Raw genomic sequence first — 14,077 nt, forward strand, 5'->3', positions numbered from 1 at the left:
AGTAATGATATTCGACTTTAATATTTAAGGTAAATATTTATATTTGCTTTAATATATATGTTTTTGAAGAAAAATTGTTTAAATGTTAATAGACGAACTTAATAGAAATATTTTAAAGTGCTTACAACAAAATGCTAGACTTTCTAATGCCGAAATTGGGCGTCAGGTTGGTATAAGTTCGCCAGCAGTATCTGAACGCATTAAGAAAATGGAAGATTTAGGAATCATTGAAGGCTATAAGGCTATTGTTTCTCCATTTGAAATTGGGTATCAGTTAAAGGCAATTATTACTTTAAGGGCCTTTATGGGAAAGTTAAAACCTTTTTTAGAAAAAGTTAAAACCTTTGATGAGGTTGTAAACTGTTACCGCATTACTGGTGATGAAAATATTGTTATGGAGGTGGTTTTAAAAAATCAAAAACACCTAGAAACTTTTATTGACCAACTAATTATTTATGGTGAGAGCAAAACACAGATTGTTCTTTCTAGAGTTATAAAACAAAAAGAAGTCATACCTATTAAATAATTAGCCAATACGCCAAGGCGGATTCTTTCTATGTTTACCCGCATGATACAAAATAATTTTGTTGCCGTCTAAATCGTAAAGGTGAGCCTCACGCCAAAGCCAAGTTTTATCTTCTGGTGTTTCTGTAAACTCAATACCTTTTTGTTGGAGGTTTTTAACCAACTCATCTAAATGTTTATCTTCAAAATATATAGTGATACCAGAGCCTTTAGGAAGTTCATTAACTTTATGTATTGATAATGTGCTATTTCCATTTGGGCATTCAAATCTAACATACCTTGGGAGCGCATCCACTATAAGGTGCAGTCCCAAGGTTTTGTAAAACTCAGTTGCCTTTACAACGTTTAAAGATGGTATGGTAACTTGATTTAAATCCATAGTATTTCTTCCTCTTCAACTTCAGTTAATAGTTGTTTCTTTTTCTTTTTAATATTTAGAAATCGACCTAAAAAGAATAATAAAAATACACAAACTGATGCTAACCCGGTTATAATGAACCAAGTATTATTAAAGCCTAAATTTCCTATCATTTGCAAACCCATATTATGCCCAAAAATATGAGCTACTGAGAATGCGATGGAATAGAGTGCCATATATTCACCTTGATTTCCTTTTTTTGCTCTATCCATAGCAAATGCGTTAGAGAATGGGAAGGCTATCATCTCACCAAATGTCATTAACAACATGCCAATAATCAATATCCCCGTCCAGGAAGTTAAGTTAAGAATAACAAAACTTAACCCTGTTAAAGTGGCTCCAAAAAGCATCAAACTTGTTTTAGAAAACTTTGTATTTTCCAGCCATTTTATGAGTGGCATTTCAAAAATAAATATAATGAATCCATTCATGCCTAAAAGAACCCCAATTTCAATTTCGTCTAAAAAGTGAGCATCTTTATAATATATGGGCATGGTAGAAAAGTATTGTAAAAATACTATTCCAAACAATGACATAGCAAATAAGAAAATGATAAATGCCTTATCACCATATGCCGATTTAGGGTTTTCAGTTTTCACGTCATCTAGCTGTTTAGCAGACCTAGGATTTAATACAGTTATAAGCACCAATGTGGCAGCAATACAAGTGATACCATCAACCCAGAATAAGCCACCATAACCAATTGACGCAATAATAACCCCTCCAATGGCTGGCCCCGCAGAAAATCCTAAATTAATTGCTAATCTTATGAGGGTTACAGAACGTGTTTTGTTTTCAGGTTTACTATAAGCACTCAAGGCAACAAACATGGCTGGTCTAAATGAATCAGCCACCACCATTACCAAAAATAAACCAATACAGAAAGATACAAATGTGTTTAAAAACTGAAGACCAATGAATAGAATACCAGTAGCCAGTAAACTGTAAGTCATTACTTTATAAAAACCAATTTGATCGGTTAATTTTCCGCCCAACCAGGAACCCACTACAGATCCTAAACCAAAGGCACTCATTATCCATGCTACATCGCTAACTTCAAAACCTAAACTTTTGGTTAAATACAGCGATAAAAAAGGAATGACCATGGTACCTGCTCTATTAATAAAAGTAATTAATGCCAGCCACCAAACTTCTCTTGAAAGTCCTTTAAATGTGTTTACGTAATTGTTCCATAGTGTTTGCATGATTTCTAATTTTCTAAGTCATAAATAAATTGATTTAATTAAAGCGTTGATTATCAACTAAAAATAAAAAGTCCGGCTTATTAGCCGGACTTTTTAATATTGCAATATTTTATAATAACATCACCACAATATATAGTAAGCCCGACATGTTCCCTTGGTTAGGGAAGTCATCCATTGCTTCTTACAAATTGCGACAATACGTCTCATTTTATTCTGTTTTGAGCGTCAAAGCTATATAAAATATTCTAATATTGTACTTTTGAATGAAAGAAATTTTTTATTTATGAAGCATCTAACGTTGATTTTGTTGTTGGTAATCACTATGTCATGTGCTCAAGGTAAGCGACCTATACAAGGTAAAACAGAGTTTCAGAGAGATATGAATGCTCAGTTTAAAGATGCAACAGAATCGCCTCTAACAGAAAAAGATAGAAAACATTTTATTGGCCTAGATTTTTTTGAAATAGACTCTAGTTATGTGGTAAAAGCAAATTTTAAAAGAACACCCAATGAAAAGCCTTTTAAAATGAAAACTACAACGAATAGATTACCAGAGTATGTTAAATATGGCGAATTAAATTTTACTTTAAAGGGAAAAAACTTAAAGTTAAATATTTACCAGAACCAAGATTTAATTAATAAGGAAGGTTATGAAGACTATTTGTTTTTACCATTTTTAGACGAAACTAACGGTGAAGAAAGCTATGGAGGAGGGCGTTATATTGATGCCCGAATACCAGAAGGAGATACTATGGTTATAAATTTTAATGAGGCTTATAACCCTTATTGTGCTTACAATGCTAAGTATTCTTGTCCCGTTGTGCCCAGAGAAAACTATTTGAGAGTTAGGATAGAAGCTGGTGTTAAAATTTTTAAGAAAGGTTGATTTTGATTAGTTTATTCGATACTTTATTTATAATCTAAATAATTAAATAGTTTATGTTCCGCTATTTTTTCTGAAAATTTATTGTAAGTTGTGTTTACTTCACTAAAAACATCCCTAAAAACACAGCAAGAAAACCAATAACAAAACTACCAATGGTGTATAAAGCAAAACTAGCGAAATCTCCAGCTTTTAAAAACACGTGATTTTCATAAGCAAAAGTTGAAAAGGTAGTAAAACCACCGCAAAATCCAGTTGCTAATAACAGGGTATGACTTTGATTGAGTGAATTACTTTTAGTCGCGAAACCCAAAATAATACCAATAAGAAAACTTCCTAAAATATTAGCAGCAAATGTGCCATAAGGAATGCTTGTCTGTAAACTGTTTAAATATTTACCAATAATGTAACGTAGTACACTGCCAAAGCCACCACCAATAAAAACCAGCAAAATATGTTTCATACTTATATTACTATTATTAAAAAAGATTGTCATGCTGAACTTGTTTCAGCATCTTATCAATAACACATGAGACCCTGAAACGAGTTCAGGATGACATTTAAATATTTTTTGCAATATATTGAATATTCAAGCTATTTTAAAGGAATATATATTTCTGTAACCCAATTGGCAGGATTAGGAAAATTGCTTGGGTCATTAGAATAAACCTCAAAAGGCTTTATTTCAGACATTTCCAAACCATTTTCGGCAATGTGTTTCATAGCAGCTTCCCAAGCTTTTGGTAAATTTTCGTAGTTACCTTTTAATGTGGTTTTAAGTACTTTAGTATTGGGTATAAAACCACACAATATTTCACTACCGCTTTCAACATTAACTTTACTCATGGTAGGTATAGCATTGCTCATAATTACATTTCCGTTTTCCGTATTGATTTCATTATATATAGTAAAAGGCATACCACTAGCAACAATATTATTTTTAGCCATATAGCCCATAATTTCACCATATTGTTTGCTCATAATGTCGCTAATGTTTGCGCCGGTAGCCGATGTAGTTTTATATATATAAAAACCACCACCATATTCAGTAATGCCGTTAATATGAATACTAAAAGCTTTTAACTTAAGCTGAATAATACTGTCTAATTTTTCTAAACTACGTTCATAATGAGGTCCAATTTGTTTTTCCATTCCACCAGTAAACGTGGTAAAAGCCTTAAATCCAAACGGTAAATCTTTACCAGAAATAGTCCAAGTAACATCCGTAGCGCCATCATCGGTTGGTTTAAAAGCCCATGAAACATCAGATTTAGGAAATTCAGCAAACTGCATTTCTTGTTGTATAGAACGGTTAGGAATGGTTTCAAGCGTGGTCATAGTACCAACACCATCTTTATCTTCCCAAGAATAGGAGCCCCCATACCTTTTGTTTTTTCTGCTAAAGTAATTTTTATATCAGAATCGGTTTCTATCCAAGACGACCAATCTGCCCAATTTTTAAAATCAATAACGTTGGAATAAATGACTTGGGCTGGTGCTTCAATAGTTCTCGTTCTGGTAACTTCAAATGAATTTGGTTGAACCGCAATATAAATTGAGATACCAATAATACCAATTAATAAAAGGAATAAAACGTACTTAAAGGCTTTCATGTACAGGATTTTCGATTGATTGTTAAATCAAAGATAAACATTTTTAATTTCGAATAATAAATTATTACATTTGCGAATCAATAAATTATGATTTTTTATAAATAAATGATTTATAGTTTTAAATAATAATCAAAATATATTTACTATTAAATTTTTAAAAGAATATAAAAATTAATAAACTTTCTAAATGAAACTGAGATTTATAATAAATGTAGCGTTAATTGCTGTTGTTTTTTTGGGCTGTGTAGATGGTAAATCTGATAAAAAAGCAGAGTTTAAAAAAACAGAAGAGTTTAACTATTACGTAGAGCAATTTGCCGATTTAAAAATTTTAAGGTATCAAATTCCTGGTTGGGAGCAATTAACTTTAAAGGAACAAAAATTAGTATACTATCTAACTCAAGCAGGGTTAAGTGGTAGAGATATTATGTGGGATCAAAATTACCGTCATAATTTATCTATACGAAAAGCACTTGAAAATATTTATACTTCTTATCAAGGAGATAAGTCTACAGACAGCTGGAAAGCTTTTGAGGTCTATGTAAAGCGTGTTTGGTTTAGTAACGGAATACATCATCATTATTCAAACGATAAAATAAAACCAGAATTTTCTTCAGACTATCTAAAGTTGTTATTAACTGATACCAATACAACCTTAGAGGGTGAGGCTTTTGAGGTTATTTTTAATGATAATGATTCTAAAAAGGTAAATCAAGGTAAGGGTATTGATAATGTGGTGCTTTCTGCGGTAAATTTTTATGGTCCTAATATTACCAATGCTGATGTTGAAAGTTTTTATGCAGCAAAACAATCACCTAACCCAGAAAGACCTTTATCGTTTGGATTAAATTCTCAATTGGTGAAAGAGAATGGTATTGTTAAAGAGCGTGTCTATAAATCTGGTGGACTTTATGGAAGTGCTATTGATGAAATTATCAAGTGGTTAGAATTAGCCAAAGGTGTTGCTGAAAATAAAGCCCAAGGGGAGGCTATTGCTTTATTGATTGAATACTATAAAACGGGCGATTTGCAAATTTGGGATGACTATAATGTAGCCTGGACTAATGCCACCGAAGGTAATATAGATTATATTAATAGTTTTATTGAGGTGTACAATGACCCATTAGGATATAGAGGGTCTTATGAAACCATTGTTCAGATTAATGATTTTGATATGTCCCAAAAAATGAAGGTGCTATCGGATAACGCCCAATATTTTGAAGACAATTCATCAATTATGGATGAACATAAAAAAGCAAATGTTGTTGGAGTAACTTATAAAGTAGTAAATGTTGCAGGAGAAGCAGGAGATGCCTCTCCAAGTACCTCTATTGGGGTTAACCTTCCCAACGCTAACTGGATTCGTGCCGCTGTAGGTAGTAAATCGGTATCGTTAGGGAATATTATTGAAGCGCATAATAACTCAGCAAGCACAGGGCGCTTAAAAGAATTTGTACATGATGAAGAGGAATATGAATTAGAAGAAAAGTATGGTCAGTTAGCAGATAAATTACATACGGCTCTACATGAGGTTATTGGTCATGCCTCAGGAATATTAAACCCTGGCGTTGGAGAAACAAAAGAAACATTAAAGAATTATGCATCAACTTTAGAAGAAGGTCGTGCAGATTTAGTAGCCTTATATTTCTTATATGATTCAAAGCTTCAAGAATTAGGGTTGGTAGATAATTGGCAAGCTGTTGGTAAAGCCGCTTATGATGGCTATATAAGAAACGGATTGATGATGCAATTAATCCGACTAAATTTAGGCAACGATGTTGAAGAAGCTCATATGAGAAATAGACAATGGGTTAGCGCTTGGGTTTTTGAAAAAGGAATGGAAGATAACATCATAGAAAAAGTAGTTAGAGATGGAAAAATCTATTTCAATATTAATAATTACGAAAAACTTCGTGAGCTTTTTGGCGATTTATTACGTGAAACTCAACGTATAAAATCTGAAGGTGATTATGCTGCCGTAGAAGCTTTGGTAGAAGGTTACGGTGTAAAAGTAAATCAATCTATTCATGCTGAAGTTTTAGAAAGAAATAAACAATTTACATCGGCACCATATTCTGGCTTTGTAAATCCAGTTTTAATTGCAGAGAAAAATGAAACTGGAGACATTACGTCCATTAAAGTAACCCAGCCTGAAACGTTTGCCAGACAAATGCTGGATTACAGTAGAAACTATAACTTTTTACCAGAAGTAAACTAACTAAACTTTTAGTGCAAATAAAAAAACAGAATCTTAAATCAAGGTTCTGTTTTTTTATTTGCACTAAATACTAATAGTAAAATATTAATAACAATAAGAATGGAGATAATTAATAGAGTCTTCATTTTTAGTTGGTTTAGTTACTAATTAGATGCAAGAGGCAAAAAAAGGTTGCGTCAATTATAGTTATTTTTATATATAAAACAGTTTTAAACAATAATTTCCTAGTGTATTATTAAATTATTTTTTGACTATTTGAAGAAAAATTTAATAGCTGCAATAAAAAGTATAAAAGCAATAAAGGCAATAAGTATCCAAATACTGCCAGCATAAAAACGTTTATGAAGTTTTAAGTCCTTACGGTATGTGAAGGCAATAATTATAGCAAAAACTAAAAAAAATAAAACCCCAAAAATGATTTGACCTTTACTAAACATATAGTTATTTTTATGCAAAAGTAATTAATAATGATGAGATTCCTATTTCCATAGGAAAAGTAAAAAAAGAGTTTTTATGAAAGACAAAATAGAAGCAGTTAAAGCATTTCATACGGCGTTTAAAATAGGGCATAGAGAAAGCCCTAAAGCCAATTTAGGAGCAGAAAAAAATATGTTGCGTTATAAATTAATGCGTGAAGAAAATGAAGAGTATTTAGACGCAGCGAACGATGGTGATTTAGTTGAGGTTGCAGATGCTTTAGGAGATATGCTTTACATTTTATGTGGTACTATTATTGAGCATGGCTTGCAATATAAAATTGAAGAAGTTTTTGAGGAAATTCAGCGTAGTAATATGAGTAAATTGGGTGAGGATGGAGAACCAATTTACCGTGAAGATGGTAAAGTGCTGAAGGGACCTCATTATTTTAAACCAAACATAGAAGCTATTTTGAAGAAATAGTATTATAAGTATTTGCTTAGGATTTCTTTTAGGTAAAACAAATAAAAAAAGAGGAACAAAATCGTTCCTCTTTTTTTATTTGTTTTTTTCAATAGTAGAACTAATCAACTTTAAAACGCCATCCAAATGGGTCTTCAGTTTTGTTAGTCTGAATATCGGTAATACGCTTTTTTAAGAAACTTGCATAAGTACTGTCCAATTTAGGTAGCTCATAATCCTCACCTTTATATCCAAATGCTGAGATTGGGGAAACTACTGCAGCAGTACCAGCTCCAAACATTTCTTTAAGTGTTCCATTTTTAGCAGCATCAACTACTTCTGTGACGGTTAGTTTTTTTACTTGTACATCAATACCTTCAGATTTTGCCAACTCAATGATACTCTTGCGTGTAATACCATCAAGGATTCTATCACTTGTTGGAGCCGTAATCAAGGTATCATTAATCCTAACAAAAATATTCATGGCGCCTGCCTCTTCTATATACTCATGGGTGTTATCATCAGTCCAAATAACTTGATGGTATCCCTTAGCTTTAGCTAATTGCGTGGGATAAAATTGACCAGCATAGTTACCGCCAGCTTTTGCAAACCCAACACCACCATTTGCAGATCTAGAATAAGTTTCTTCAATAAGTACTTTTACATCACCAGCAAAGTAAGAACCAGAAGGCGCTGTACAGATTATAAATTTGTACTCATCGGCTGGTGACGCATGAAAACCTTGCCCCGAGGCAAAAATAAACGGACGAATATATAATGAACTTCCATCGTTAGTTGGAATCCAATCTTTATCCAAATCTAATAAAGCTTTTAAACCTTCCATGAAATAGGCTTCAGGCAATTCAGGGATTGCCAAACGTTTAGAGGAAATATTTAAACGCTTAAAATTATCTAAGGGGCGAAATAACCAGACATTGTTTTCTGCATCTTTATAGGCTTTCATTCCTTCAAAGACCGATTGTCCGTAATGGAAAATCTTTGCAGAAGGGTCTAATGTGATAGGCTGGTAAGGCATAATTTTAGGTGCTCGCCATTTACCTTCCTTATAATCACAAACCAGCATATGGTCTGAAAACACACTTCCAAAGGTCAAATTGTCAAAGTCTACCGCATTAATTTTAGAAGACTCTGCTTTTATAATCTCTATGTCATTGATTATTGTGCTCATAATCTCATCATTTTACAAGACAAAGTTATAATAAAAACGTTAAAAATAAGTGTCTTTATTTAAATCATTTAAATTTGAAATTTTCATATTATAAAACCCATAATCCTGTTGTTATATTTATGTATTAATATTGGCTATGTTTAGATAGAAAGTTTTATTCTTTAAGCCTTAAATAGAGGTAGTTCCATACAACATTTTTTGGTGGTAAAGAGTGCAGTTTTGAATTTCAATTGTAATAGTTCTATGGCTATTTCTTCGTTTTCTTCAAATAAATATGTTTGCATACACTACAGGATGGATTAAATATTTCTTTAAGTAATATTTGTTCTATAGATTTAATAAATTTTAATTAGAATATGAAATTATTCAGACTTACAGTTTTTAGTTTGTTTTTGGTTAGTCAATTATTTTTTAATTGCCAAAAAAGTGGGGATATCGAAGAGGCACTAGAAATTGAAATGCCTGAGGAAAAAGAAGAAGTAGAAGAGCCAAAAGAAGAAACACCGGAAGCCTCAGAGACTTTTGATATCATATCTGAATCTAACCCAAGGGTTACTACGCATCATTTACAATCTGGCCCATCAGGTTTTCAAATAGGAATTACCTCAAATGGTGGAGGAGTGATAAACGAGGTGGTTATTCCAGGTTTGGGAGATATTATGGGACCAGAATCAGATAGATATGGTAGAGCAGGGCAGGTGGCCATTAGAGATGCTTCTCATGGCGGCAGATACAACCCTACTCAAGCTGGCTTTTTTGAAACCTTAGGTTCACCATGTGCCATTACACAAACAGAAGATGGAAAAAAATTAATTGTAGAGCCTAGGCCTTTGGCGCTTTGGCATGGGGATGGACAATATGATTTTACACGCTGGGAAAATATTGGAGAGGACCCATATAGAAATGACGGAGGAAACTCTGATGAAGATGGACTTGACGAAGAAGGATTGGAAGGTAAACAATTGGATGAGGTTAAAAGTGAATTTGATTATTATGGAACCTATGAAGATATTTCAGGACAATACGGAATATCTATAGGTATTGTAAAACACTATTATCAAATTTCATTTATTCGTCCTCCCGGGCATTGTATCAACCAACATCGTGCCGGTACAAAACTATGGAACCCAGATGCTGTACAATCGGATATTTCTATAAAGGCCCCAAGTGGTGTACATCCAGGTTCTGATAAGGATATGAATGTAATGACAGGTGTTTGGTCTCTTAGACATGACAGGAGTGTATGGACTACAAAATATCTATATTACAGGAAAACCAATGGACAATGGACTATTACTGACAAAGAGAGTGTTGGTAGTGGTTTTCCAGATGCTGATAATACCGTTTTTATACTTTCCGATTCTAATATAGAAACCGAAGGTAAGGCCTTAGGCTTATATCAACCTAAAACAGATGTTAACAAAAATGTGATTATTGGTATTAATGAAACTGATAATAGTATAGCTTACAAGGATTTTAGAGGAAATCTTATCAAATTGAATTATGATTTAAAAAGGATTCCAACTATGAGTAAATACGGATTTTCAAATAGGATTAGGGGGATGATTAATAGAACGCAATTAGACGATAATATTTATGAGGCCTATAGAAATGAAGTTTATATAATTTATGGAACTCCAAAGGAAATAAAAGATGCCATAGCTCTTTTAGATGAAGGTTTAAATATTTAAGTAAACCATCCACTAATTCCATCAATTAATTAAAGTTTTTATCTAGGTCAAGCAAGTGTGTTGGATATAATCTTTTTCTAAGAAAAGACCTTCAGACTAATGGTTTTTCCATTTATAGTTCCAGGCTTTTTAATAGGCATACTTTAGATTAAAAAAAGAGGTATCTTTACAAATATCATTTTAAAATTGAAAATTTAAGGCTATGAGAACGTTTGTCTTTCTATTTGTTTCTGTTTTACTGCTGAATTCATGTAAGAATAAAAAAGAAGAAACTCCTAAAGAAGAACCTAAAATTGAATATGCATCATTTGGAAAGGAAATTATTGATGATGATGCCATTGCTTCTACTTCAATGTTGAGTCATTTTAAGGAAATGAATGTTGGTGATAGTATAAATTCTAAAATGATAGCCAAAGTGAATGATGTTTGTCAAGCAAAAGGATGTTGGATGACATTAGATTTGGGTAATGGTGAAGAAGCTATGGTTAAGTTTAAGGACTATGGCTTTTTTGTACCTAAGGATATAGCTGGAAAGCAGGTGATAGTAAATGGGAAAGCCTTTGTTATCGAAGTTCCTGTTGATGAATTGAGGCATTATGCCGAAGACGCTGGAAAATCTATTGAAGAAATAGCTGCTATAACAGAACCTAAAAAAACGTTTTCTTTTGAAGCCGATGGTGTTTTAATAGCACAATAGTGAAAAGAGAAATTATTATAACAGCCGATGGCTCCACAACCATCCATATTCCTCAGTGGAATGAACAATACCATTCTAAACATGGTGCTATTCAAGAAGCATATCATGTATTCATAAAACATGGGTTGTATCATCTTTGGAATGTAAATGAATTAACTTTTGATGTTACTTCGAGCAGAGTCGAGAAGTCTAATAAAGATTTATCCATTCTAGAAATTGGTTTTGGAACAGGCCTTAATGCTTTAATCACATTTTTGGAATCTGCTAAGATTAAAGCCAAAATTGATTATGTAGGTGTTGAAGGATATCCTGTTTCTAAAGATGAAATAGAACTTTTGAACTATGCTTCTGAATTAAATGTGGCACAGTGCAAGTTGGTTTTTAATAAAATTCATGGTGTTTCATGGGAGGAAAAGCATCAGATTTCTCAAAGTTTTTCACTCACAAAGCAACATAAATTTTTCGATAAGATTGAAGATAAAGAGGCTTTCAATCTTATTTATTTTGACGCTTTTGGAGCAAGAGTACAACCAGAATTATGGACAGAGGACATTTTCAAAAAAATGTATGCCGCTTTAAAAATTGGTGGGGTTTTAGTAACCTATTCCGCCAAAGGAAGTGTGCGTAGAGCAATGCAGTCCGTTGGATTTTCAGTAGAAAAACTCCCTGGTCCACCTGGCAAAAGGGAAATGTTACGCGCATGTAAAGGAGCGTGATATTGCGCGATTCAATAATTTATAATTTAAGAGCTAAATGTTATGGGCAACCAAGTTTAGTTAACAGCATTTAGTATGCAGTTAAAGCCCTATGTCATTTGTACCAATTGTTAAACCTAACTTAATTTATTAGCAATTGGAGGCACCATTTTGTAATTTTAAAGTATGAGGGTATTAATAACAGGGGCCACAGGTCTCATTGGTCAACAAATTGTTAAATCTTGTCATGAACAAGGCATATTGGTTAATTATTTGACTACCAATAAATCTAAAATTAAGACTGATGGAAATTATCAAGGGTTTTATTGGAACTTGGAGAGCCAAGAAATAGACAAAGCATGTTTTAGGAATGTAGATGCCATTATCCATCTAGCTGGAGCTACAGTATCAAAAAAATGGACACCACAGTATAAAAAGGAAATCATTTCTAGTAGGGTGGAAGGTATAAGGCTTTTAGTTAACGCTTTAAAAGGAGAATCTCATAACATAAAACAAGTAGTATCTGCAAGTGGTATAAGTATGTATCCTAGTTCTCTCACTAACTATTATGAAGAAAATTTTAAGGGGTTTGATACATCATTTTTAGGAGAAGTAGTTAAGCAATGGGAAGCAGCGGTTGAATTATTTACAGATGTTAATATTTCCACTTCAAAAGTAAGAATTGGTTTAGTAATGTCTAACAAAGGAGGGGCATTACCCCAAATGGTTAAACCAATTAAATTTGGTGTAGGAGCAGCTTTTGGAAGTGGGAAACAATGGCAATCATGGATTCATATTGAAGATTTAGCCAATATGTTTTTGTTCATTCTGAAAAATGGACTGATGGGTAGTTATAATGGTGTAGCACCAAATCCAGTAACAAATAAAGAGTTAACAAGAACTATAGCTAAAGTTTTAGGAAAGCCTTTAATTTTACCAAACATACCAAAGTTTGTTATGAAACTTATTCTTGGTGAAATGCATACGGTTTTATTTGATAGCCAAAGGGTAAGTTCAAAGAAAATAGAAAGTAAAGGATTTCATTTTGTATATCATCATCTAGAGCCTGCTTTACAGAATTTGATTTAGAGATACTTTTAATGTGTTTTTTGTCTTTGAATTTAAAATTATCACAACATAATATTAATCAAATTAGTATTCACAACGCTCAGGCTTCTCCTTAACATAATAAGTTTTATAATTTTTTGCTTTTGGGTCCATACAACCACATAGATCTAATAGTTTAATATTTTTAAAATCTATAGGGCTACTTTCAGCTTGCAAAGCAATATAGCCTTCAGTTAAAATGGTACCTTTTTTAGCAATCCAACTGTCTTTATCTCTAATTATTTTGTGTTCATCCCAGTCTTTACCTTGTTCTCTTTCAAAGGTAAAACCTCCATTAATTTGAGGTTTTTCAAAACGCAACACAGAAGTACCATTTACCATAAATTCCATATATTCTCCTCCCATAACGGTAGCATCAACATGAACCCATTGGTCGCCATTAAATGTTTTAGAATTAGATCTTATGCAATGTTCAAAATTTATGGTGTCTTTAAAAACCACAGCGGTTCCAGGCGTACAAACATTTGCGGTTTGTCTTACACCGTTGTTTAGTCCACCTAGCAATTGCAATTCAACAGAAACAGGAAAGGTTTGTCCAATTTCAATGCTAGCTGCCGATTGGGAGTGAAGCATAACACCACTATTTCTTACATTCCAATGCGCCCCTCCTGGTGTTTGTTCTCCTACAAATCTATAATCAAAACTCAACTTGTAATATGAAAAGGGGGTTTCATAATACATGTGTCCAAATTTATCGTCAAAGGTTTCGTAATTATCATAGTTTACTCTAATCATACTGTCTTGCACAATAAAAGTCTCCTTATAGTTATCATTTAACTTATGACCAGAAATTTTAATATCCCAACCCCTAAGATCTTTTCCGTTAAATAGGAAAATCCATTCTTCTGAATCTGGATTAGTTTGTTTTTTTATAGAGTTACACGAAAATATAATAGCTAAAATTGAAAAAAGTAATATAGACTGTTTCATTGTGAA

Annotated in this window: 15 protein-coding genes; 8 read left to right on the top strand and 7 right to left on the bottom strand. The window is 32.7% G+C overall.

Annotated features, from left to right (window positions below; all coding sequences use genetic code 11):
* Positions 1-82 precede the first annotated feature (82 nt).
* A complete protein-coding gene (locus E1J38_RS07160) occupies positions 83-526 on the top strand; it encodes an Lrp/AsnC family transcriptional regulator (RefSeq protein WP_133355362.1) in 444 nt (147 codons plus the stop codon).
* Here the strand turns inward: E1J38_RS07160 and E1J38_RS07165 are convergent, their stop codons facing one another.
* Both E1J38_RS07165 and E1J38_RS07170 read right to left on the bottom strand, forming a co-directional pair.
* Entirely contained in the window at positions 527-904 is a 378-nt protein-coding gene (locus E1J38_RS07165) for a VOC family protein (protein ID WP_133355363.1), read from the bottom strand.
* The gene (locus E1J38_RS07170) at positions 895-2,148 is read right to left on the bottom strand and encodes an MDR family MFS transporter (protein ID WP_133355364.1); all 1,254 of its coding nucleotides are present in this window, start codon (positions 2,146-2,148) and stop codon (positions 895-897) included. The genes E1J38_RS07165 and E1J38_RS07170 overlap by 10 nt, the downstream gene beginning before the upstream one ends.
* 283 nt (positions 2,149-2,431) lie before the next feature.
* Between E1J38_RS07170 and E1J38_RS07175 the strand changes: the two genes are divergently transcribed.
* Positions 2,432-3,034: a DUF1684 domain-containing protein gene (locus tag E1J38_RS07175; RefSeq protein ID WP_133355365.1), complete on the top strand. Its 603-nt coding sequence runs from the start codon at positions 2,432-2,434 to the stop codon at positions 3,032-3,034.
* 94 nt (positions 3,035-3,128) lie between these two features.
* Here E1J38_RS07175 and crcB read toward each other — a convergent pair whose 3' ends face one another.
* From crcB to E1J38_RS15205, 3 genes are all read right to left on the bottom strand, one after another.
* Positions 3,129-3,494, bottom strand: coding sequence for a fluoride efflux transporter CrcB (gene crcB, locus E1J38_RS07180; RefSeq protein ID WP_133355366.1), 366 nt, complete (start codon positions 3,492-3,494; stop codon positions 3,129-3,131).
* A gap of 131 nt (positions 3,495-3,625) precedes the next feature.
* Positions 3,626-4,369 (bottom strand): GyrI-like domain-containing protein, encoded by a 744-nt coding sequence (locus E1J38_RS07185; RefSeq protein ID WP_255449808.1) that lies wholly within the window; start codon positions 4,367-4,369, stop codon positions 3,626-3,628.
* A complete protein-coding gene (locus E1J38_RS15205; protein WP_255449809.1) occupies positions 4,366-4,644 on the bottom strand; it encodes an SRPBCC family protein in 279 nt (92 codons plus the stop codon). The genes E1J38_RS07185 and E1J38_RS15205 overlap by 4 nt, the downstream gene beginning before the upstream one ends.
* Before the next feature lie 187 nt (positions 4,645-4,831).
* Here E1J38_RS15205 and E1J38_RS07190 point away from each other — a divergent pair, with 187 nt between their 5' ends.
* Both E1J38_RS07190 and E1J38_RS07200 read left to right on the top strand, forming a co-directional pair.
* Complete coding sequence (locus E1J38_RS07190) at positions 4,832-6,862, top strand: dipeptidyl-peptidase 3 family protein (RefSeq protein WP_133355367.1); 2,031 nt, start codon at positions 4,832-4,834, stop codon at positions 6,860-6,862.
* Positions 6,863-7,375: 513 nt separating this feature from the next.
* Positions 7,376-7,762: a pyrophosphohydrolase domain-containing protein gene (locus E1J38_RS07200; RefSeq protein ID WP_133355369.1), complete on the top strand. Its 387-nt coding sequence runs from the start codon at positions 7,376-7,378 to the stop codon at positions 7,760-7,762.
* Between the two features lie 100 nt (positions 7,763-7,862).
* On the opposite strand, the gene E1J38_RS07205 is transcribed toward E1J38_RS07200, so the two are convergent.
* Positions 7,863-8,930: a branched-chain amino acid aminotransferase gene (locus tag E1J38_RS07205; protein WP_186525832.1), complete on the bottom strand. Its 1,068-nt coding sequence runs from the start codon at positions 8,928-8,930 to the stop codon at positions 7,863-7,865.
* A 356-nt stretch (positions 8,931-9,286) separates the two neighbouring features.
* Between E1J38_RS07205 and E1J38_RS07210 the strand changes: the two genes are divergently transcribed.
* The 4 genes from E1J38_RS07210 (at position 9,287) to E1J38_RS07225 (ending at position 13,102) form a co-directional block, all read left to right on the top strand.
* Positions 9,287-10,621 (top strand): hypothetical protein, encoded by a 1,335-nt coding sequence (locus E1J38_RS07210; protein WP_133355370.1) that lies wholly within the window; start codon positions 9,287-9,289, stop codon positions 10,619-10,621.
* Between the two features lie 202 nt (positions 10,622-10,823).
* Positions 10,824-11,318: a DUF4920 domain-containing protein gene (locus E1J38_RS07215; RefSeq protein ID WP_133355371.1), complete on the top strand. Its 495-nt coding sequence runs from the start codon at positions 10,824-10,826 to the stop codon at positions 11,316-11,318.
* Entirely contained in the window at positions 11,318-12,034 is a 717-nt protein-coding gene (gene mnmC2, locus E1J38_RS07220) for a tRNA (5-methylaminomethyl-2-thiouridine)(34)-methyltransferase MnmC2 (protein ID WP_133355372.1), read from the top strand. Before E1J38_RS07215 ends, mnmC2 begins: the two co-directional genes overlap by 1 nt.
* A 165-nt stretch (positions 12,035-12,199) precedes the next feature.
* Complete coding sequence (locus tag E1J38_RS07225) at positions 12,200-13,102, top strand: TIGR01777 family oxidoreductase (RefSeq protein WP_133355373.1); 903 nt, start codon at positions 12,200-12,202, stop codon at positions 13,100-13,102.
* 63 nt (positions 13,103-13,165) lie between these two features.
* On the opposite strand, the gene E1J38_RS07230 is transcribed toward E1J38_RS07225, so the two are convergent.
* Positions 13,166-14,071 carry a 3-keto-disaccharide hydrolase gene (locus E1J38_RS07230; RefSeq protein WP_133355374.1) on the bottom strand — a complete coding sequence of 302 codons (906 nt, stop codon included), beginning with the start codon at positions 14,069-14,071 and terminating at the stop codon, positions 13,166-13,168.
* Positions 14,072-14,077: the final 6 nt, after the last annotated feature.

Origin of the sequence: Seonamhaeicola sediminis (genome assembly GCF_004358095.2) — a bacterium.
Lineage (GTDB): Bacteria > Bacteroidota > Bacteroidia > Flavobacteriales > Flavobacteriaceae > Seonamhaeicola > Seonamhaeicola sediminis.

What these genes read in the sequence shown, in the direction of transcription:
- E1J38_RS07160 (WP_133355362.1), top strand. Translation starts at nt 83, where the DNA reads ATGTTAATAGACGAACTTAATAGAAATATTTTAAAGTGCTTACAACAA.
- E1J38_RS07165 (WP_133355363.1), bottom strand. Translation starts at nt 904, where the DNA reads ATGGATTTAAATCAAGTTACCATACCATCTTTAAACGTTGTAAAGGCA.
- E1J38_RS07170 (WP_133355364.1), bottom strand. Translation starts at nt 2,148, where the DNA reads ATGCAAACACTATGGAACAATTACGTAAACACATTTAAAGGACTTTCA.
- E1J38_RS07175 (WP_133355365.1), top strand. Translation starts at nt 2,432, where the DNA reads ATGAAGCATCTAACGTTGATTTTGTTGTTGGTAATCACTATGTCATGT.
- crcB (WP_133355366.1), bottom strand. Translation starts at nt 3,494, where the DNA reads ATGAAACATATTTTGCTGGTTTTTATTGGTGGTGGCTTTGGCAGTGTA.
- E1J38_RS07185 (WP_255449808.1), bottom strand. Translation starts at nt 4,369, where the DNA reads ATGACCACGCTTGAAACCATTCCTAACCGTTCTATACAACAAGAAATG.
- E1J38_RS15205 (WP_255449809.1), bottom strand. Translation starts at nt 4,644, where the DNA reads ATGAAAGCCTTTAAGTACGTTTTATTCCTTTTATTAATTGGTATTATT.
- E1J38_RS07190 (WP_133355367.1), top strand. Translation starts at nt 4,832, where the DNA reads ATGAAACTGAGATTTATAATAAATGTAGCGTTAATTGCTGTTGTTTTT.
- E1J38_RS07200 (WP_133355369.1), top strand. Translation starts at nt 7,376, where the DNA reads ATGAAAGACAAAATAGAAGCAGTTAAAGCATTTCATACGGCGTTTAAA.
- E1J38_RS07205 (WP_186525832.1), bottom strand. Translation starts at nt 8,930, where the DNA reads ATGAGCACAATAATCAATGACATAGAGATTATAAAAGCAGAGTCTTCT.
- E1J38_RS07210 (WP_133355370.1), top strand. Translation starts at nt 9,287, where the DNA reads ATGAAATTATTCAGACTTACAGTTTTTAGTTTGTTTTTGGTTAGTCAA.
- E1J38_RS07215 (WP_133355371.1), top strand. Translation starts at nt 10,824, where the DNA reads ATGAGAACGTTTGTCTTTCTATTTGTTTCTGTTTTACTGCTGAATTCA.
- E1J38_RS07225 (WP_133355373.1), top strand. Translation starts at nt 12,200, where the DNA reads ATGAGGGTATTAATAACAGGGGCCACAGGTCTCATTGGTCAACAAATT.
- E1J38_RS07230 (WP_133355374.1), bottom strand. Translation starts at nt 14,071, where the DNA reads ATGAAACAGTCTATATTACTTTTTTCAATTTTAGCTATTATATTTTCG.